The 17942-nt window shown below is 47.9% G+C and carries 20 protein-coding genes; 15 read left to right on the top strand and 5 right to left on the bottom strand.

What is annotated here, in order from left to right; translation table 11 throughout:
• The first annotated feature begins 72 nt into the window (after positions 1 to 72).
• From KNO72_RS11450 to KNO72_RS11415, 8 genes are all read left to right on the top strand, one after another.
• On the top strand, positions 73 to 192 hold the full coding sequence (locus KNO72_RS11450; protein ID WP_224863290.1) for a cytochrome c oxidase subunit 2A: 120 nt from the start codon (positions 73 to 75) through the stop codon (positions 190 to 192).
• A 24-nt stretch (positions 193 to 216) separates the two neighbouring features.
• The gene (locus KNO72_RS11445; protein ID WP_214689167.1) at positions 217 to 687 is read left to right on the top strand and encodes a cytochrome c oxidase subunit II; all 471 of its coding nucleotides are present in this window, start codon (positions 217 to 219) and stop codon (positions 685 to 687) included.
• On the top strand, positions 688 to 2373 hold the full coding sequence (locus tag KNO72_RS11440; RefSeq protein ID WP_251028332.1) for a b(o/a)3-type cytochrome-c oxidase subunit 1: 1686 nt from the start codon (positions 688 to 690) through the stop codon (positions 2371 to 2373).
• A 52-nt stretch (positions 2374 to 2425) separates the two neighbouring features.
• The gene (locus KNO72_RS11435) at positions 2426 to 3016 is read left to right on the top strand and encodes a kinase (RefSeq protein WP_214758207.1); all 591 of its coding nucleotides are present in this window, start codon (positions 2426 to 2428) and stop codon (positions 3014 to 3016) included.
• Positions 3017 to 3155: 139 nt separating this feature from the next.
• Positions 3156 to 3548, top strand: coding sequence for a GntR family transcriptional regulator (locus KNO72_RS11430; RefSeq protein ID WP_214734535.1), 393 nt, complete (start codon positions 3156 to 3158; stop codon positions 3546 to 3548).
• Positions 3526 to 4206, top strand: a complete 681-nt coding sequence (locus tag KNO72_RS11425; RefSeq protein ID WP_214758205.1) for an ATP-binding cassette domain-containing protein — start codon at positions 3526 to 3528, stop codon at positions 4204 to 4206. Before KNO72_RS11430 ends, KNO72_RS11425 begins: the two co-directional genes overlap by 23 nt.
• Entirely contained in the window at positions 4203 to 5009 is an 807-nt protein-coding gene (locus tag KNO72_RS11420) for a hypothetical protein (RefSeq protein WP_214734536.1), read from the top strand. The genes KNO72_RS11425 and KNO72_RS11420 overlap by 4 nt, the downstream gene beginning before the upstream one ends.
• A 9-nt stretch (positions 5010 to 5018) precedes the next feature.
• Positions 5019 to 6125, top strand: coding sequence for a hypothetical protein (locus KNO72_RS11415; protein WP_214758203.1), 1107 nt, complete (start codon positions 5019 to 5021; stop codon positions 6123 to 6125).
• 22 nt (positions 6126 to 6147) lie between these two features.
• On the opposite strand, the gene KNO72_RS11410 is transcribed toward KNO72_RS11415, so the two are convergent.
• From KNO72_RS11410 to KNO72_RS11400, 3 genes are read right to left on the bottom strand one after another with little or no spacing between them, the layout of a single operon-like run.
• Positions 6148 to 6792: a hypothetical protein gene (locus tag KNO72_RS11410; protein ID WP_214758201.1), complete on the bottom strand. Its 645-nt coding sequence runs from the start codon at positions 6790 to 6792 to the stop codon at positions 6148 to 6150.
• Positions 6789 to 7955, bottom strand: a complete 1167-nt coding sequence (locus KNO72_RS11405) for a DEAD/DEAH box helicase (RefSeq protein WP_078146344.1) — start codon at positions 7953 to 7955, stop codon at positions 6789 to 6791. The genes KNO72_RS11410 and KNO72_RS11405 overlap by 4 nt, the downstream gene beginning before the upstream one ends.
• Positions 7956 to 8008: 53 nt before the next feature.
• On the bottom strand, positions 8009 to 8431 hold the full coding sequence (locus KNO72_RS11400) for a hypothetical protein (RefSeq protein WP_015880830.1): 423 nt from the start codon (positions 8429 to 8431) through the stop codon (positions 8009 to 8011).
• Between the two features lie 361 nt (positions 8432 to 8792).
• On the opposite strand from KNO72_RS11400, the gene pflB reads away from it, so the two are divergent.
• A complete protein-coding gene (gene pflB, locus KNO72_RS11395; RefSeq protein WP_078146345.1) occupies positions 8793 to 11039 on the top strand; it encodes a formate C-acetyltransferase in 2247 nt (748 codons plus the stop codon).
• 56 nt (positions 11040 to 11095) lie between these two features.
• Complete coding sequence (gene pflA / locus KNO72_RS11390) at positions 11096 to 11812, top strand: pyruvate formate-lyase-activating protein (RefSeq protein WP_078146346.1); 717 nt, start codon at positions 11096 to 11098, stop codon at positions 11810 to 11812.
• 43 nt (positions 11813 to 11855) lie between these two features.
• Here the strand turns inward: pflA and KNO72_RS11385 are convergent, their stop codons facing one another.
• Positions 11856 to 13109: an Nramp family divalent metal transporter gene (locus KNO72_RS11385; RefSeq protein ID WP_078146347.1), complete on the bottom strand. Its 1254-nt coding sequence runs from the start codon at positions 13107 to 13109 to the stop codon at positions 11856 to 11858.
• A 145-nt stretch (positions 13110 to 13254) separates the two neighbouring features.
• Positions 13255 to 14220 (bottom strand): ribosome small subunit-dependent GTPase A, encoded by a 966-nt coding sequence (gene rsgA / locus KNO72_RS11380; protein ID WP_214731572.1) that lies wholly within the window; start codon positions 14218 to 14220, stop codon positions 13255 to 13257.
• 244 nt (positions 14221 to 14464) lie between these two features.
• On the opposite strand from rsgA, the gene KNO72_RS11375 reads away from it, so the two are divergent.
• From KNO72_RS11375 to KNO72_RS11355, 5 genes are all read left to right on the top strand, one after another.
• Positions 14465 to 14854, top strand: a complete 390-nt coding sequence (locus KNO72_RS11375; protein WP_031421063.1) for a lmo0954 family membrane protein — start codon at positions 14465 to 14467, stop codon at positions 14852 to 14854.
• 22 nt (positions 14855 to 14876) lie between these two features.
• Positions 14877 to 15512 carry a PspA/IM30 family protein gene (locus KNO72_RS11370; RefSeq protein WP_214685566.1) on the top strand — a complete coding sequence of 212 codons (636 nt, stop codon included), beginning with the start codon at positions 14877 to 14879 and terminating at the stop codon, positions 15510 to 15512.
• A gap of 78 nt (positions 15513 to 15590) precedes the next feature.
• Positions 15591 to 16280, top strand: a complete 690-nt coding sequence (gene liaF, locus KNO72_RS11365) for a cell wall-active antibiotics response protein LiaF (RefSeq protein ID WP_214685567.1) — start codon at positions 15591 to 15593, stop codon at positions 16278 to 16280.
• Complete coding sequence (locus KNO72_RS11360) at positions 16277 to 17299, top strand: sensor histidine kinase (RefSeq protein ID WP_015880837.1); 1023 nt, start codon at positions 16277 to 16279, stop codon at positions 17297 to 17299. Before liaF ends, KNO72_RS11360 begins: the two co-directional genes overlap by 4 nt.
• 2 nt (positions 17300 to 17301) lie before the next feature.
• Positions 17302 to 17937 (top strand): response regulator, encoded by a 636-nt coding sequence (locus KNO72_RS11355; protein WP_015880838.1) that lies wholly within the window; start codon positions 17302 to 17304, stop codon positions 17935 to 17937.
• Positions 17938 to 17942: the final 5 nt, after the last annotated feature.

The following is a 17942-nucleotide window of genomic DNA, read 5'->3' as shown; positions in this document are numbered from 1 at the left end:
AAATATCACATATTATCGCCTAAGCGATTGCATACAATAAAAGTGGAAAAACAAGCGAAAGGGGTCTTACACGTGGAACATAAAGATGGGCAAGAACCGAATTTAAAAGGAACGTTCACATCGGTCATGATCGTGGCGGGTGTCATCATCGCCATGTGGTCATCAGTCTTTTACTTATTCGTCACTCGATAAGAATTCAGGGGGGAGGGTTTCATTATGCATATTCATAAACTAGAAAAATATTGGCTTACATTCGGCATCATTCTACTCGCGGTCTTCCTGACTGTTCTCGGGGTATCCGCATTCGCGGCAGGTAATCAACCCGCATCGGATGCAGACTTGATTGACCCGGCAAAAGTAAATCAGACGGCTCCGTTCGACAAACCAGGACTTCATAAAATTGGTGAAAATGAATACGAGCTCGTCATGATTGCACAAGCGTTTACGTTCACACCAGGGAATGTTGAAATCCCAAAAGGGGCAAAAGTGACGTTCCTCGTGACATCACCTGACGTCGTCCACGGATTTCAGTTGACGGGTACACCGGTCAACATGATGATCGTCCCGGGACATATCAACTCGTTGACATACACATTCGAGGAAGCTGGCGAATTTTTAATCTTATGTAACGAATATTGCGGTACAGGGCATCATATGATGTCGACTAAAATCAAGGTGGTGGAATAAATGAATGACGTATCTTCTAAACTGAAGCAATGGGAGATGGAACGCGGCGTACCGGTTCCGAGTATCGGAGCCAAAGAGTCACGTCTTGCCTACGGACACGTTCTCGTATCCATTCTCGCCATCTTGATTGGGGCGCTAGCTGGATTGACTCAGACATTGATTCGGACGGGTGTCATTCCTGAAATCTTTGGATACTATCAACTTCTGACTGCACACGGAATCATGCTTGGACTCGTCTTTACGACGATGTTCATTATCGGTCTTTTATATGCGTTACTCGCGAAATCGTTCGGTCGCTTTGAAGCATTCCCGACGCGTGTCGCGTGGCTCGGTTTTTGGACGATCATCATCGGTGCTGTCATGGTAACTGTCATGATTTTGGCCAATAAAGGGACGGTCTTATATACGTTTTATGCGCCGCTCATGGCAGATCCGCTCTTCTATGTCGGACTCGTGTTATTCGTAGTCGGGACATGGTTGTCGTCATTTGCGATGTTCCGAATGTATGCGGATTACAAGCGTGACAATCCTGGTGTTCATCCACCACTTCCGGCTTATATGAGTATCATGACGATGCTTCTTTGGGACATTGCGACACTTGGTGTCGCAGCCACGATTTTATTCCAGCTCCTTCCGCTCTCGTTAGGATGGACGGATACAGTCGGAATCGAGTTATCTCGTACATTGTTCTGGTACTTCGGTCACCCGCTCGTTTATTTCTGGCTCATGCCGGCATACATCGTGTGGTATACGGTCGTACCGAAAGTGATTGGTGGGAAAATCTTCTCGGATGCGTTGGCACGGATGACGTTCTTGCTGTTCTTACTCTTCTCATTCCCGGTCGGTTTCCACCATCAGTTGACAGAGCCAGGGATTGAACCGTTCTGGAAGTTCGTTCAAGTCATCTTGACGTTCTTGGTCGTCATCCCTTCATTCATGACTGCATTCTCGCTCTTTGCGACGTTCGAACTTCGTGGACGTGCGCTCGGCGCGAAGGGGCTGTTCGGATGGGTGAAGAAAATGCCGTATGGCGACGTTCGCTTCCTTGCTCCTTTCGTTGGAATGTTGTTCTTCATCCCGGCCGGTGCAGGTGGAATCATCAATGCTTCGCACCAATTGAATGCAATGGTCCACAATACGCTTTGGGTCACAGGACACTTCCACATCACAGTCGGAACTGCCGTTGCCTTAACCTTCTTTGGAACAGCGTACTGGCTCGTCCCAGTCCTACGCGGTCGCACGTTGACGAAGGCGATGAACAAGCTTGGATTGATTCAAGCAGGAACATGGGCGTTCGGTATGGCGATCATGTCGTATGCGATGCATATCTCAGGATTGAACGGGAACCCACGTCGTACGGGTCCGGCAACTTATTTCTCGGATGCGTTGACGCGTGAGTGGATCCCATATCATGTCATGATGGCAATCGGGGGAACGATTTTGTTCATCTCTGTTCTCATCTTCGTCTACTCGATGTTCAACTTGTCATTCCTCGCTCCAAAAGGCGAAGAGGAATTCCCGCTCGCCGAGACAGAAGAGGCGGCGATGGATACACCGCGTTACTTCGAGAATTGGAAGCTATGGATTACCGTGACGTTCGTCTTGATCGCATTTGCATACACCGTTCCAATCTGGCACTTGATTGAGAGTGCGCCTCCAGGAGCGCGTGGTTGGGTTCTCTGGTAAACTGAAGTCAGCTCATTCGTGAGCTGACTTCTTTCGTGTGAGGAGGAACGATATGAACATAGTAGACGTCATCCTTGCGGCGCGTTCGATGCACTCGGCCAATCGCCCGTTTGTCGTGGCGATTGATGGACTGAGCGGAGCGGGCAAGACGACGCTCGTCTCACATTTAAGCAATGAGCCGAGTATTTACGTTCTTCACATCGATGACTATATCGTTGAACGGGACAGACGCTATCAGACCGGACAGCCTGAACCGGTGGAGTATTACGTACTTCAATGGGACGTCTCGCGCTTAGAACGTGAACTGTTTCGTCCATTGAGGAATGGGATGACGGAATTGACGTTACCTCGTTACGTGTATGAACGAGATATCATCGCAGAAGAGATCGTGGACATATCATTCGCACATACAGTTGTCGTAGAAGGAATTTTTCTACAACGTCCGGAATGGCGTTCTTATTTCGACTATGTGATTTATCTCGACTGTCCCCGAAAAGTTCGGTACGAGCGAGCATTGAACCGGGATACATACCTCGGTGATCCGACGGCACGGCTTGAGAAATACAAGCGCAGATATTGGCCCGGGGAAGATTTGTATCTTCAACACGTCGACCCGAAAAGAGGAGCAGACATCGTGCTCTGACTGAACGTTTCAACATCTGACGTACGTGTCAGATGTTTTTTGTTTAGAGAAAATTTGAAAAAATGATTGACGTCTTAGTGTATTACGCTAATAATACAGTTAGAAAGTGTATTAACCATGTCATACACTTAGAAAGGTGATGAACATGCAATTCAATACGAGGGCACCAGTTTACCTACAAGTCGTCGACTACTTCAAGAAGAAGATGGCACTCGGTGAACTGAAAGCTGGGGATGAAATGCCATCCCGGCGAGAACTAGCAAACGATTTAAAAATTAATCCGAACACCGTTCAAAAAGCGTTCAAAGAAATGGAGGACCAACAATTGATTACGACCGAACGAAATCGCCCGAGTCGTGTAACGACAGATGGTACGGTATTGGCACAAATCCGTTCTGAGATTGTAGATGACGCGGTTGCGGTATTTGTGGAAGCGATTCAAGAACTCGACGTCTCGGTAGACGAGCTAGTCGATAAGATTAAACGTCAGTACAAGGAGGGGACGTACGATGATCGAAGTGTTGGGAGTTAAAAAGCGCTATCGCCGGAAACAAGTCATTGAAGACGTTTCGTTTACAGCGAAAAAAGGGGAAATCACATGCCTGATCGGGCTGAACGGGACGGGGAAATCAACGTTATTGAAAGGCATCATGGGATTGACACCTTTCGATAAAGGTTCGGTATTGATTGATGGAAAACCAATTGATTTGAATCGTGTCGCCTTTGTCGCCGACCATGCGATGTTCCCAATTCATTTCACGATTGAACAATGTGAGGCGTTTATGAAAGATTTTTATCCGACATTTGATTCGGCATTATTTGCTCGTCTCGTCGAAGATTTTAAATTATTCCCGGAAGATAAGTTGAGCGAGTTATCGAAAGGGACGCTCGCCAAAGCGAATCTTGCGCTCGGCATTGCCCAAGACCCAGATTATCTATTGCTCGATGAGCCGTTCTCAGGAATCGATGTCTTTTCGAAAGAACAGATTGTTGAACTGTTCTCAAGTGAAATCATGGAGAACCGGGGCGTCCTCATTACGACACATGAAATAGAGGATATCGAGTACTTGATCGACAAGGCAGTCATGTTGAATAACGGACGCATCGTTCGTGAGTTTGACGTCGAGGATGTCCGTTTCATTCACGGGAAGTCAATCGTCGATGTGATGAGAGAGGAGTACGGGGCATGAATCTATTGAAACTATTGAGTTGGGAAGTTGAACGTGTCACGAAACCGTTCTTGACATTAGTCGCAGGTCTTATCGTTATACAGTTTGGATATCTCGGTTACTTTTTATGGGACGAAACAAACTTTTATGAACAGTTGCGACGTGAAGGAAATGCGGACTATCCATTGATGTTTGTCAGTTACTTGAACGGGACTCCATATCTTTTATCCCTCGGGATCGCCGTCGCTGCCGTGTTACTGTACAGCGTATGGATCTGGTATCGAGATTTTCAAGGACGAGGGACGTTCATGCTACGCCTCTTGACGATGCCACAAAAACGGATGGTCATCTTTTTTGCTAAACTTGGCACCATTCTAATGATGACGTTAGGACTATTTGCCATTGAGTGGATTGCCCTTAAATTGCAGTACATAGCGTTCACGAGTTGGTTCGATGACAAGATGATTCCGACTCAAGGATCATTTGAACAAACACTGTCGTATCAGGGAATATTGTCTCTGATGTATCCTTCTTCGCTCATCAACTTTATCATTCATCAAGTATTTATTGTCATCGTTGTCCTATTTGTTTTCACATTTGTGTTGATTGAACGGAGTTTCTGGCAGCGGACGATCTGGTCACCGGTACTTAGCTTGTCAATTCTAGTTGTCATCTTTACTATTCCAGTTTTAGGTTACGCGTTCCTGTCGAATCGACTAATTTACGATGAGACGATTGTGTATGTCGGTGTGGTATTGATGGTATGGACGAGTGTGACGATGTGGCTAGGTCGAAGATTTTTACAGACGAAATTGAATGTGTGAGGTGAGAAGATGAAACGAATGTGGAATGTGGCCGCGCTCGGTGCGGTCATCGTGATTGGGCTTGGGACGTTTGCCGTTGATGCGACAGAACCGAAAGCAGAATGGGCGTTAGACATCAGTTCGAATCCATCTGTGTGGGAAGACGCGGTGGTAGAGGTCACGTATGGCACAGAGGACGATGTTGCACAGTGGTTTGAAGTGACGACGGATGAGAGTCGTATCACGTCAAACTTAAATTATATTGCTGAGGGACTGCGATATCGTGAACGTTTGAATGAGGGAGAACGTTCGATTCATCGACAAATGAACGGAATGACGTATGCGGAATCGATTCGAACAGAGGATGGATACATCGGGGTCGGTCAGAATGGGATGAAAGAGCTCATCGTATTTACACAAGAAGATGGAGAAAAGTTATCGACGTTTTCGTTCGATGCCAGTGATTCAAAAATATATGACATCGTGAACGGGGTATGGTCAGGCGTATTTCTGAATGATGGTCAGTTAAACTTAATCTATCGAGATGGATATGACGGTGAAGAAAAAACAATACTCGCCACGTTTGATCAAGCAATGAATGAGGTGACGGTCAAAGAAGTGAATGTGGACAAAGGATTTATCACCCATGTCATCAATACGAATCGTTTTTACGCTACCGATGTATCCTCTCAAGTGACAGAAACTCGTTACATCTCTGTCGGTGTCAGCTCGTACGAAGTGATCCGAGAAGGGGAAGAGGAAATCAATGTTGAGGATCCGAACCCAGGACTCTTCGCTTACGATACAAAAACGGGTAAAGTTGTTCAATTGGCTGAAGGTCAGGACTTTTGGGATCATACAGTGTCGGGTCACAACCTGTTCGCCTTAAATGAGGATGGCGAGGAAGTCGTCATCGACTTGAACACCGGGAAGCAGATGACTCGTAAAGTTCTCGATTCAGTGGATCACGCCTTCTATGAAAATGGTCGCCTGTACCAAACGCGCCAAGCGAAAGACGGTGTCATCATCGATGTATACGAGGATGGGAAACAAATCTCGAGTGCGGCGATCACGCCTGAAAACGAAGAAGCGCGTGACATGCTCAAACAGATTGACGTAGATGTCAGACAAAAATAAGCAAAGGGCCGCGGCCCTTTGCTTATTTTGATGGTTTCGGTATGATGACGCCTTCTTCTAAATCCAGCAACAAGTCGATCAGTTCCGCGCAGAACTCCGGGAACTGCTCCAAAAAGGCACCGGGACCGACTTCATCTGTAAAGTCGATATACAGATCGGCGACATTCCCAGACATCTTCGCAGGTAAGGCGAGAAACGCCGAACCGAAACGCCAACTGCCTCGGATATCGAGTAACTTCCCGAGAACGAGGTCGCCGGTCTCACGTTCTTCTGGTAACTGAACAACGTATGTCTCTTTTGACTCCCAGTCTTTCAACTGACCGTCTTCTGTGACTTCAAAGATGCTACAACGCGGGACAGCTAGTCCACGGAGTGCGTGATAGAGGGCAGGGGACATGTCGCTCTTATGGTCGGCCAAGTAGCGACCATGGGGTGTCATCCCATCCTCATCTGTCTCAAAGAAGACGGCCCAATCGATGAAGAGGTCACGGAAGAGTTCGGCATCTTTTAAGTGCCATGTCCCTTCCGATGCAATCTCTTGAATATAGTTCGTCCACTGTGTGCTTCGCGCAAGAGCCGCTTGCTCATACAACTTTTTCAGTTCGGCAAGCAATTCGGACTCTTCGACGAGCAAAGGGAAGGGAATTACTTTCCGGTCTTTTTTCATCGGCGCGGTCCTCGCTTGTTCGCAGGACGTTTGACGACAGGAGGCTTCTCCTCAATCCGTTTCTCAATCACGTCACCGCGATAGATTTCGAGCTCTTTCAACTCGACACCGAGTTGACGCGCGAACGATTTCAAGTGCGGCAGGTCATCCGTCGTCACGAGGGAAAGGACAGTCCCTCCCGCATTACCACGAGCGGTACGGCCAGAACGGTGGATGAAGTCATCAATGGACTCCGGTAAGTCGAAATGGACGACGTGTGTCACGTCTTCAATATCGAGACCGCGTGCAGCAAGACCGGTCGTGATGAGGAGCGGGTATTCGCCTTTACGGAATTCGCGGAGCGTCTCGACGCGTTCGCGCTTCCCTTTTAAGCTGTCGAGCATCCGGTAGTTCACTTTCAACTTTTCAAGTTCTCCGCGAAGCGGTGGCAAGAACGAGCGGTTGTTGATGAAGGCGAGTGCCTTCACACCGTCGACGTGTGAAAGACGACGAAGAAGTTCCGGTTTATACCGGCGTGTCGTTAACAGATAGCCGTATGTCACTTGATCACTGACGGCACGTTCGATTTTGATATGAGCCGGTTCGTTCATGAATGGTGACGCCCACTCTTGGAGTGAGTCGGTGAGTGTTGCCGAGACGAGTGCAAGCTGACGCTCGTGCGCGGTATGCTTGATGATTCGTTCTGCCGCCTCTGTCAAACCGCTGTCGATGATTTGGTCGGCTTCATCCAAAATGACGGTATGTGTCTCGTGGAGCTTCAGTTTTTTCTTGTCGATCAACTCGACGAGACGACCTGGTGTCCCAACGATCAAATGTGGCTTCTTCTTGATTCGGTCGATTTGACGTTTCAATTCGACACCACCGATGAACGAACCGATGCGGACGTCGCCTTTTTCGGTGAAACGTTGTGCGACTTGTTGAATCTGCATGACAAGTTCACGGGTCGGGGCGACGACAACGACTTGGATGCGGTCATTCGATGGGTCGATCTTTTCAATGGCTGGAAGGAGGTAGGCGAGTGTCTTACCCGTTCCGGTTGGTGCCTCGATTGTCACGTCTTTTCCATCTAATAGTAGGGGAAACGCTTCTTTTTGGACCGGCATCGGCTCACTGAAGCCCATCCGATCCCACGTTTCGTTAATAAAAGGTTTTGTAAAATTCATATTCGGTCTCCTTATCTTTAGGCAAAAACAAAGGAAGCGACAGCGCTCCCTCGTCAAATATAGCGAACATGCTCCTGACCATCTTCCATGGAAGAACGTAACGTCTGTGTATACGTCTGACCGTCTTCGATGAGTTGGATGTGGGCGTCTGCACCTTCTGCTGTCAATTCAACTTTCTCAATCGTGAATCCTTGATAAACGCGATACTGTAACTCGGCCGTCATGTTCTCGAACGGTTTCAGTTCCGGATGTGTCGTAATGACATGGATTGGACGCGACAAAAGTGCGGCGAGTAGCTGGTCGCGATAATCGATAAAATCTTCGTTCTCGATGTCATCATCGAAGCGGATCCAAAACCCTCCGTCTTCAAATTCTGTGATAAATCCGTCACGCTTTTCGCCAGCCTCATCGACCTTTAATGAGATGCGATCGCCAACCTGAAAGGCATGATTTGCTGTTAATGGTTCATACGTCATGAGTAGAACCCCTTCCTCTTATACAATGTTCTGCCTTCATTGTGTCTGATACGACACAAAAATTCAAGTTCTAACCGAGTGATGTGAGATTAATCACCTTAAAAACTGTATAGTTCGTCACAGAACAATCAAATTAGTACAGATGATAGGTAAACGTTATCTAATTGGGAATCATCTGTTTCAAACTATATAAACTAGCGGATATAACAGTTTGTAAAACGCTTTCAATAACGGCTGTTTCATCACGTTCATAAGATTGTTACAAGTTTCACAAGAATGTAAAACATATTGTTCACGTTTTCACGTACACTCACAGTATAGATAACACGCAGTCACTTTCGAGAATGAGGAGTGAATCAACATGGCAACCGAAATCAAATCCGCATGGTCAGGTTTTATCCCTGGTCAGTGGACGAATGAAGTGAATGTCAGTGAATTTATCCGTTTGAACCGTCATGAGTACACAGGAGACGATACGTTTTTAGCAGGTCCGACTGAAGCGACAAACGTTCTTTGGAATCGTGTGATGGAACTAACAAAAGAAGAGCGTGAACGTGGAGGCGTCTGGGACGTCGATCAACACACACCATCGACAATTGTGTCGCATGGACCAGGTTACTTAAACAAAGAGTTAGAGAAAGTCGTTGGCGTTCAGACGGATGAGCCGTTCAAACGTTCGATTCACCCGAATGGCGGCATCCGTATGGTCGATGCGGCACTCGAATCATATGGTTTCGAGCCAGACGAAGAAATCACAAAAATTTACTCAGAGATTCGTAAAACACATAACCAAGGTGTCTTCGATGCCTATACACCAGAAATGCGGGCCGCTCGTAAATCAGGAATCATCACAGGGCTTCCCGATGCATACGGACGCGGACGCATCATCGGTGACTACCGTCGTGTCGCCCTTTATGGAATCGACTTCTTGATGGCAGAACGCAAAAAAGACTTGGCAAAACGTGGCGGTTTCTTATCTGAATCGGACATCCGTGACCGCGAAGAACTATCGGAACAACTTCGTGCCCTCCAAGAACTTAAACAACTCGGGGCCGCTTATGGATTTGACCTCGGTCGTCCTGCGGAAAATACGCAAGAAGCATATCAATGGGTATACTTGGCGTATCTTGCTGCCATCAAAGAACAAAACGGTGCCGCGATGTCACTCGGTCGCGTCTCGACCTTCCTTGACGTGTACGCTGAACGTGACCTTGAAATGGGTCGCTTAACAGAATCAGACGTCCAAGAAATCGTTGACCACTTCATCATGAAACTTCGAATCGTCAAATTCTTACGGACACCGGACTACAATGAATTATTCTCAGGTGACCCGACTTGGGTGACAGAATCAATCGGTGGGATGAGTCAAGACGGTCGCTCGAACGTCACGAAGAGTTCATTCCGGTTCTTGCATTCACTCACGAACCTCGGACCAGCTCCAGAACCAAACTTGACGGTCCTTTGGTCGACGAAACTTCCAGAAGGATTCAAACAATACTGTGCGAAAATGTCGATTGAAACTTCGGCTATTCAATATGAGAACGATGACTTGATGATGCCACAATTCGGTGATGACTACGGCATCGCATGTTGTGTGTCACCGATGAAGATCGGGAAACAAATGCAGTTCTTCGGTGCGCGTGCCAACATGGCGAAGGCTCTCCTTTATAGCATGAACGGCGGTCGTGACGAGAAGAGCGGTGCTCAAATCGCTCCAGTTTGGGAAATGAACACAGAAGACGTGCTTACGTACGAAAAAGTATATGCCGACTTTGACCGGACGCTCGACTGGTTGGCAGAGCTATACGTGAATACGCTCAACGTCATTCACTTCATGCACGATAAATATGCGTATGAACGAATCGAAATGGCGCTTCACGATCCTGAAATCTTACGGACGATGGCTTGTGGGATCGCGGGTCTCTCGGTAACGGCGGATAGTCTTTCAGCAATCAAATACGCAAACGTCAAACCGATCCGTAATGAAGAAGGAATCATCGTCGACTTCGAAACAGAAGGGGACTTCCCGAAATTCGGAAACAATGATGACCGTGTCGATGCAATCGCCGTCGAACTCGTCGAATCATTCATGGAGAAAGTACGGAAACATAAAACATATCGTGACGCACTTCATACGCAATCGGTCCTCACGATCACATCGAACGTCGTCTACGGTAAGAAAACAGGAAATACGCCAGACGGTCGTCGTGCGGGTGAACCATTCGCTCCAGGTGCCAACCCAATGCATGGACGGGATACAAAAGGTGCGGCTGCATCGCTCTCATCTGTTGCGAAACTTCCATTTGAACACGCACAAGACGGAATCTCTTACACGTTCTCAATCGTACCGAAAGCACTCGGAAAAGAAGAAATCGCGCGCGAACTCAACTTGGCGGCGCTTCTCGATGGGTACATGAGCGGAGAGCACAAAGGACATCACTTGAACGTTAACGTCTTCAACCGCGAGACGCTTCTCGACGCAATGGAACATCCAGAAGAATATCCACAACTCACAATCCGCGTATCAGGATATGCGGTCAACTTCATCAAGTTGACACGTGAGCAACAGATCGACGTCATCAACCGTACGTTCCACGGTTCGTTGTAAGTAAAGGCTTAGCGGCCTTCCACGGAGGGCCGCTCATTCGTTAGGAGGTCATTTCGATGACAATGGGATATGTACATTCGGTCGAATCATTCGGAACAGTTGACGGCCCAGGGATTCGCTTCATCGTCTTTTTACAAGGTTGTGCCTTGCGTTGTTTATACTGCCATAATGCGGACACGTGGGATTTCAAAAAGAATAACCACCGCTCGGCTGAAGACGTCATTCAAGAGGCGCTCAGTTACCGTCCGTTCATGGAAGCATCGAAAGGCGGCATCACCATTTCTGGTGGTGACCCACTCGCGCAACCTGAATTTTTAGAGGCGCTGCTGCGTGAAGCGAAAAAGCATGGGCTTCATACGACACTTGATACGTCCGGTGCGCTCCGACCTCCTAATTTGGATGCGATTTTAGATCACACCGACCTTGTCTTGCTCGATATCAAGCATATCGACGACGACATGTGTAAGAAGTTGACGGGACGTAGCAATGCCAACACGCTCGCGCTTGCCGAACACCTTTCCGAGCGCGGAACGAAAATGTGGATTCGCCACGTCCTTGTACCTGGATGGACGCTCGAAGAAGGTGCGCTTCGTCGCACCGCCGCGTTCATTCAAAAGCTAGACCATGTCGAGAAAGTCGAGATTTTGCCTTATCATGAGATGGGCGTCTACAAATGGGAGGCGCTCGGACTCGATTATCCGCTTAAAGGCACGAAGCCCCCGACATCCGAGGAAGTCGAATGGGCAGAAGGGATTTTGCAGGGAACCATATAAAAAAGCAAGCGCAGGCCGATGTGGTCTGCGCTTGTTTTATAAATCAGAAAATAAAGGTTTGGATGATTAAGAAAAGATTTAATGCGATGACGATTGTCGTAATTCCCCAACCGATCCATGTCGTCATCCGATGATTCACGAGTTCGCCCATCAAGGATTTGTTGCTCGTGAAGAGAAGCAGAGGAACGAGGGCGAATGCGATACCGAATGACAGGATGACTTGGCTCCACACGAGAGCATTCGTCAAGTTCACACCGGAAAGGATGAGTAAGAGTGGCGGAGCCATCGTAATCACACGACGTACATAAATCGGGATATGTTTTTGAATATAGCCTTGCATGACGACGTCTCCAGCCAAAGTCCCGACGGATGCGCTCGACAATCCGGCAACCATTAGTCCAATTCCAAACAGCATGGCGATCGGTGAACCTAAAAAGGAGTCAAATTGCTGGTGTGCAATCTCTAAGTCGCTCACGACGAATCCATTCTTATAGAAGACAGCGGCTGCGATTATTAGCATACTCGCATTGATTGCACCAGCGAGCACCATGGCAATCGTTACATCGATTCGTTCAAATTTCATGATACGTTTACGTGCGACGGCATCTTTACCCGTGATGCGTCGTTGTGTCAACGCAGAGTGTAAATAGATGGCATGAGGCATAACGGTAGCGCCTAATATTCCAGCAGCCAATAATATACTCTCCGTCCCATCGAACCGAGGGATGAGAAGACCGGATAAGAGTGGTTTTACTTCTGGTTGAGCACTGAACGTTTGAATGGCAAAAGCGAGCGCGACGACGAGTAGCATCCCCGTCACAATCGTTTCAAGTGGACGATATCCCCGACGTTGTACTTCCAAAATAGCAAAAGAACCGACGGCGGCCAGAAGTGCCGCTTGAATGAGTGTTACATCAAACACGAGATAAATTCCGAGTGCCGCCCCTACAAACTCTGCTAAATCTGTCGCCATGATCATGAGTTCGGCTTGAATCCATAAAAAGATAGCAGTCTTCTTAGAAAAACGGTCACGACAAATCTCAGGCAAGTTTTTTCCGGTCGCGATTCCAATTTTAGCAGACAATGTTTGAATCAATCCGGCCATCAAGTTAGCGACTAAGATGACCCATAAAAGCAAGTAACCGAATTGAGATCCAGCGGCAATGTTCGTTGCATAATTTCCGGGATCGATATAAGCGACCGAAGCGACGAACGCTGGACCTAAAAAAGGAAGGAGCGTCTTTATTTTTTGAGACATTGATTTGTGAGTGAGAGCCGAATCCACTTCGTTCAGCATGCCGAATCCTTCTTTCTTTTGCGTAATGGTTAATTTTTTTCCCTAGGTAAACTTTTTAAGTATACGGCAATTTTACGCCTGTGATGAGAACCTGTCAAATTTCAAATAAAAAACTGTGAGTCGTTTGACTCACAGTGCAACGGTTCTAAGGTCGACGTTTTTTCTTTTCTAATACACGAGCGTGTTCCGCCTGCTTCTTTTCCATATAAAGAAGTTCCTGTTCTAGCTTGACATAACTGGCATAGCGCTTCGCATCTAACGTACCGTTCGTTAGCGCTTCTTGAACGGCGCAGCCCGGTTCTTTCTGATGTGAGCAGTCGCGGAAGCGGCATGTCTCGGCAAGTGCTTCGATATCACGAAACGTCTCATCGAGATGCTCGCTTCCTTCCCATAGTCCGAATTCTCGCATCCCTGGTGTGTCGATGACGTATAAGTCATCGATCCGGAACAGTTCGCGGTGTGTCGTCGTATGTTTTCCGCGCTCGTCCTGCGCCCGGACGGCTTGCGTGACGGCAAGTGTCTCGTGGGCGAGGGCGTTCGTCAGCGTAGATTTTCCGACGCCGGACGAACCGACGAAGGCGATCGTGCTCTCACTCGGCAATGCGTGACGAAGTTCAGCCACACCTTCTCCCGTCACAGCACTGACGGGGAATACTTGAATTCCGGGTGCGTTCACTTGAATGTCTTCGAGCAATGTGTCGACGGAGTCGACTTGATCGGTCTTTGTCAAGACGATGATTGGGATTGCCCCGGTGTCCCAAGCGGCTAGCGTATAGCGTTCTAGGCGACGAATGTTGAAGTCGTGTCCACACGCCATCGTAATCAAGACGTAGTCGACGTTCGCGCAGATCAGTTGTTCACGTGTCTCGTTGCCGGCGGCCGCTCGTGAAAGAACGGTCCGACGCTCAAGGAGATGGTGAATCGTACCTTGACCATGCTCGCGAACTTGAATCGTGACATAATCGCCGATGACCGGGTAATCCCGTTCGCTCGTCGCGGCATGTCGAAATTTTCCGGAAACCCCGCACATATAGGCGTTTTCTCCGATTGATACCGTATAAAGATGTTGGAACTGTGCCGTGACACGTCCCGTTTCAGTTTGTTGATTCAAAAAGAATCCTCCCTTTAATGATGGAGGACGACAGCCCTCCGATTTGCTGACATTTGGTTACGTGCATGCATCATGTTGCTCATAAAACATCATCCTTTCGTTGTTCGATAGCATTAGTGTACCACAGTTATTGGAAACGGTACCATCTCAGTCTAAAGACCGAGGTGAAACAAGCCTTCCGCTCGTCGACCTATGTCAAATAACGTATTATGATAAGAGTGTACTTAACAAGGAGGGATGACAGATGAATCACCAAGTGAAAAAGGTGTTGTTCATCGTAGCCGCGATCGCTCTAGTGCTCGTGTTGATCGGTTCTTTACCGAATATGATCTTATTCGGATTAGGAGCGCTCTTGACGCTTTGGGCTGGAGTCCGTTTTCAGGCTGTGACACACATCGGTGCTAAAGTTGGTTTCGGGATCCTTGCCGTCATTGGGATTGGGACGATGCTCTCAAACATTTGGGCGCTCGTCGGAATCATTGTCGCGTGGTTGTTGTTTAAAGGGTATATGATGTATACAAGTGAAAAACGCGACCCGGATGTCGAGATTTTAAATGCAGACGGAACGCGTGCCGGTCGGAGCAGCTTCCAGCAGTTTGATCAAGTGTGGCAAAAATTTGTTAATCGTCGTTGAGATTTCATAAGGAGGATTCACCATGAAGACACCGTTTGATCAGTTTCGTGAATTAGCGAATGAATTGACGAAAGAAATTTCGAAAGAAGTGAAGAAGTATCAGGATAAAGAGATGCCACGTTCAAGTGGAGAAGCGGAATTGAACCGTCATATCCGCGGAGCGGAGAAGGAAGCGTTGTCGGTTGAACGACTCGTGGAACGTCAACGTACATTGCTTGCAGAACTTGCTGGAAAACGTGATGATGCCAAGAAGATGGCAGATAAACGATATGAGCAAACAGAACTGGCGAAACAAGCCGGGGAAGAAAAGTTGGCAGAACGTGCGGCACTCGAATCCAAACATTACGGGGAACAGTACCGTTACTTTGAAGGATTGATTGACGAAGGTGAGCGCGAGTTGGATACATTAGAGCGTCGTGCGCTCGAGATGAAACTCAAACTCGATGAGATGCAAAATAAACGCTATGAGTTTGCGATGCGCGAAAACCTAGACTTGTTAAAAGGGGCACTCGACCAAATCTTTGGTCAAAATACGTCTCAGTCGCATCCATTCACTGAGGAAGAACAACCTGCCGAAGAGAAGCAAGACGCGCAGGAAGATGAAGATGATTTTGAAGCAAAATTGAAAGAACTGGAGCGTCGCTTTAAACAAGAGTGAGGCGATGGTTCGGCGATGACCTGAACAAGGTCATCGCTTTCTTTGCTTCATACATATGAACAGAAAGGGGGAATGGACATGGAACGTTGGAACACACGTCAAATCATTGGATTTATGATTATCTTATTTTCAGTCGGACTCTTCATCGATATTGTGACGGGTGGCAATAGCGTCTTATTCAGCATGATCATCCCGCTGCTTCTCCTCTATATCGGGCGACGGTTCAGTCGTCGTGGCAAGCAGTCTGCTAGCTATATTTTTTACGCAATTGGGGGAATCCTCTTGATTGGCTTGATCTTCTCATCTGCGGCATTCGGATTCGTGCTCTCCGGACTTCTCCTGTTATTCGGCTATCGACTCTATAAGAATCGACCGGTCGAATCGAAAATCCGGACACCCCTTCGTCAAGAACAAGCCTTCTCATTTGGGATGAAGGAATCGGGGCACTATGTGTTACGTGATACGAATGAGTTCTTTTTACTACGGGATGTCGAGATGGATTTGTCACAAGCCATCATTCCGGAAGGAGAGACGTTCTTACTCCTCAATGGACTCGCAGGAGATATTCGAATCCTCATTCCTGCAGGGTATGACTATTCGATTGACGCGTCGATCGGCTTCGGTAAAGTGCAGGTTGATGACTCGAACTATTCGCCGGTTTTCAATCGTCGCTTCTATACAGCGTCTGATGATTATGTCCAGGCCACGCGAAAAGTCCGGATTCATATCGTGCTCATGAGCGGAAGTGTCGAGGTGATGACGGTATGAAAAAAGATTCTTATCCACGAACGGTCGTCTGGCATCAACTGTTTAGTAGCCTGTTGACGGCTTTCTTGATCACAGTAGCGTTTCTCATAGGTGACTCGACTTCATTGAGCGATTTATTTTCGCGTGAAGAAGGGTTGCCTTTCGGTGTGTCCATCCTGGTGATTGCCGTCTTGATCGGAAGTATCTTTGGCGTCGGTTCGTATTTTTATTTGCGCCGAGACTTTCGAGAAGTCGCCAATGCCCTTTGGAAACTGGAGAATCAAAAAGACATCACTTTCCGCCCGATGTCCCCTTACCGAGATACACTCGAACGAATCGTCCGCGTATCGAAACAGCGCCAAGAGATGGTCGAGATGGCGAAGCGAGTCGGTGAGCGTCCGGTCAGTGTGGAAGAGGCACGGAGTGAGGCCGTCGTAGAAGAAAGACGTCGCGTCGCACGAGAACTTCATGATTCGGTGAGTCAACAGCTCTATGCCATCTCGATGATGACGACAGCGGTCAAACAGACGATGCAGACGAAACCAGATCTCGCGAGTAAACAAATGGAACAAGTCGAGCTCATGGCGCAGACCGCACAGGCAGAGATGCGTTCGTTGCTGTTACAACTACGACCGGTCGAATTAGAAGGCATGACACTCAAGACGGGAATCGAACGCTTGTTAGAAGAACTGTCTCGTAAACAATCGACCGAGCTCGTCTGGCGTTTAGAGGAAGTGAAGCTCTCCCGGCACACTGAAAACGAACTGTTTCGGATTGTTCAGGAAGCGATTAGTAACACGTTACGACACGCCAAAGCGACTCGTTTAGAAATCGAGATGCGAACCGTGCAGCAGACGGTCATTTTAAAGATTAACGATGATGGGATCGGATTTAATGTGGACGATACACAAGTCGCTTCATATGGATTACAATCGATAAGAGAGCGCACGGCAGAAGTCGGTGGAACGTTGCGATTAGTCAGTGTGCCGAATGTCGGGACACAAATTGAAGTACGTGTGAAACAACAAGTGGAGGGGTAATGATGATTCGAGTTGTATTAATTGATGATCATGAAATGGTTCGGGCGGGCGTATCTGCCTTTTTATCGACACAACCGGACATCGAAGTCGTGGGCGAAGCATCGGACGGAGCGACAGGAGCGGAGCTTGCGATTGCGGAGAAGCCGGATGTTGTCCTCATGGACTTGGTGATGGAGCCCGTTGACGGAGTCGAATCGACGAAACGAATTAAAGCAAGTTGGAAAGAAGCGAAAATTTTGGTCGTGACGAGTTTCTTGGATGATGAGAAAGTGTATCCCGTTATCGAAGCCGGTGCGATGAGCTATGTCCTCAAGACAGCGAATGCAAATGAAATCGCAGATGCGATTCGTCAAACCGCTGCCGGCAATCCGGTCATGGCCGCCCAGGTAACAGGAAAGATGCTCGAACGCCTGCGTCATCCGGAAATGACCCTTCATGAGAGTCTTACTGCTCGGGAACGAGAAATTTTGCAACTGATGGCGGAAGGCAAGTCGAATCAAGTGATTGCGGACGAATTGTTCATCTCACTCAAAACAGTGAAGACACACGTGTCGAACATCTTGACGAAGCTTGACGTCTATGACCGGACCCAGGCAGTCGTCTATGCGTTCCAACATAACTTGGTCAGTAAAGGATGAACCGT

Origin of the sequence: Exiguobacterium sp. s123 (genome assembly GCF_018617075.1) — a bacterium.
In the GTDB taxonomy this organism is placed as follows: Bacteria; Bacillota; Bacilli; order Exiguobacteriales; family Exiguobacteriaceae; genus Exiguobacterium; species Exiguobacterium profundum.
The sequence above is the reverse complement of the archived record's forward strand: the minus strand, read 5'-3'. Positions and strand labels throughout refer to the sequence as shown.

Excerpts from the sequence above, each read along its gene's own strand:
- liaF (WP_214685567.1), top strand. The coding sequence starts at position 15,591 with ATGGAACGTTGGAACACACGTCAAATCATTGGATTTATGATTATCTTA.
- KNO72_RS11435 (WP_214758207.1), top strand. The coding sequence starts at position 2,426 with ATGAACATAGTAGACGTCATCCTTGCGGCGCGTTCGATGCACTCGGCC.
- pflB (WP_078146345.1), top strand. The coding sequence starts at position 8,793 with ATGGCAACCGAAATCAAATCCGCATGGTCAGGTTTTATCCCTGGTCAG.
- KNO72_RS11445 (WP_214689167.1), top strand. The coding sequence starts at position 217 with ATGCATATTCATAAACTAGAAAAATATTGGCTTACATTCGGCATCATT.
- KNO72_RS11355 (WP_015880838.1), top strand. The coding sequence starts at position 17,302 with ATGATTCGAGTTGTATTAATTGATGATCATGAAATGGTTCGGGCGGGC.
- KNO72_RS11385 (WP_078146347.1), bottom strand. The coding sequence starts at position 13,109 with ATGCTGAACGAAGTGGATTCGGCTCTCACTCACAAATCAATGTCTCAA.
- KNO72_RS11420 (WP_214734536.1), top strand. The coding sequence starts at position 4,203 with ATGAATCTATTGAAACTATTGAGTTGGGAAGTTGAACGTGTCACGAAA.
- KNO72_RS11425 (WP_214758205.1), top strand. The coding sequence starts at position 3,526 with ATGATCGAAGTGTTGGGAGTTAAAAAGCGCTATCGCCGGAAACAAGTC.
- KNO72_RS11415 (WP_214758203.1), top strand. The coding sequence starts at position 5,019 with ATGAAACGAATGTGGAATGTGGCCGCGCTCGGTGCGGTCATCGTGATT.
- KNO72_RS11400 (WP_015880830.1), bottom strand. The coding sequence starts at position 8,431 with ATGACGTATGAACCATTAACAGCAAATCATGCCTTTCAGGTTGGCGAT.
- KNO72_RS11405 (WP_078146344.1), bottom strand. The coding sequence starts at position 7,955 with ATGAATTTTACAAAACCTTTTATTAACGAAACGTGGGATCGGATGGGC.
- pflA (WP_078146346.1), top strand. The coding sequence starts at position 11,096 with ATGACAATGGGATATGTACATTCGGTCGAATCATTCGGAACAGTTGAC.
- KNO72_RS11440 (WP_251028332.1), top strand. The coding sequence starts at position 688 with ATGAATGACGTATCTTCTAAACTGAAGCAATGGGAGATGGAACGCGGC.
- KNO72_RS11360 (WP_015880837.1), top strand. The coding sequence starts at position 16,277 with ATGAAAAAAGATTCTTATCCACGAACGGTCGTCTGGCATCAACTGTTT.
- KNO72_RS11430 (WP_214734535.1), top strand. The coding sequence starts at position 3,156 with ATGAACATGCAATTCAATACGAGGGCACCAGTTTACCTACAAGTCGTC.
- KNO72_RS11410 (WP_214758201.1), bottom strand. The coding sequence starts at position 6,792 with ATGAAAAAAGACCGGAAAGTAATTCCCTTCCCTTTGCTCGTCGAAGAG.
- KNO72_RS11370 (WP_214685566.1), top strand. The coding sequence starts at position 14,877 with ATGAAGACACCGTTTGATCAGTTTCGTGAATTAGCGAATGAATTGACG.
- KNO72_RS11375 (WP_031421063.1), top strand. The coding sequence starts at position 14,465 with ATGAATCACCAAGTGAAAAAGGTGTTGTTCATCGTAGCCGCGATCGCT.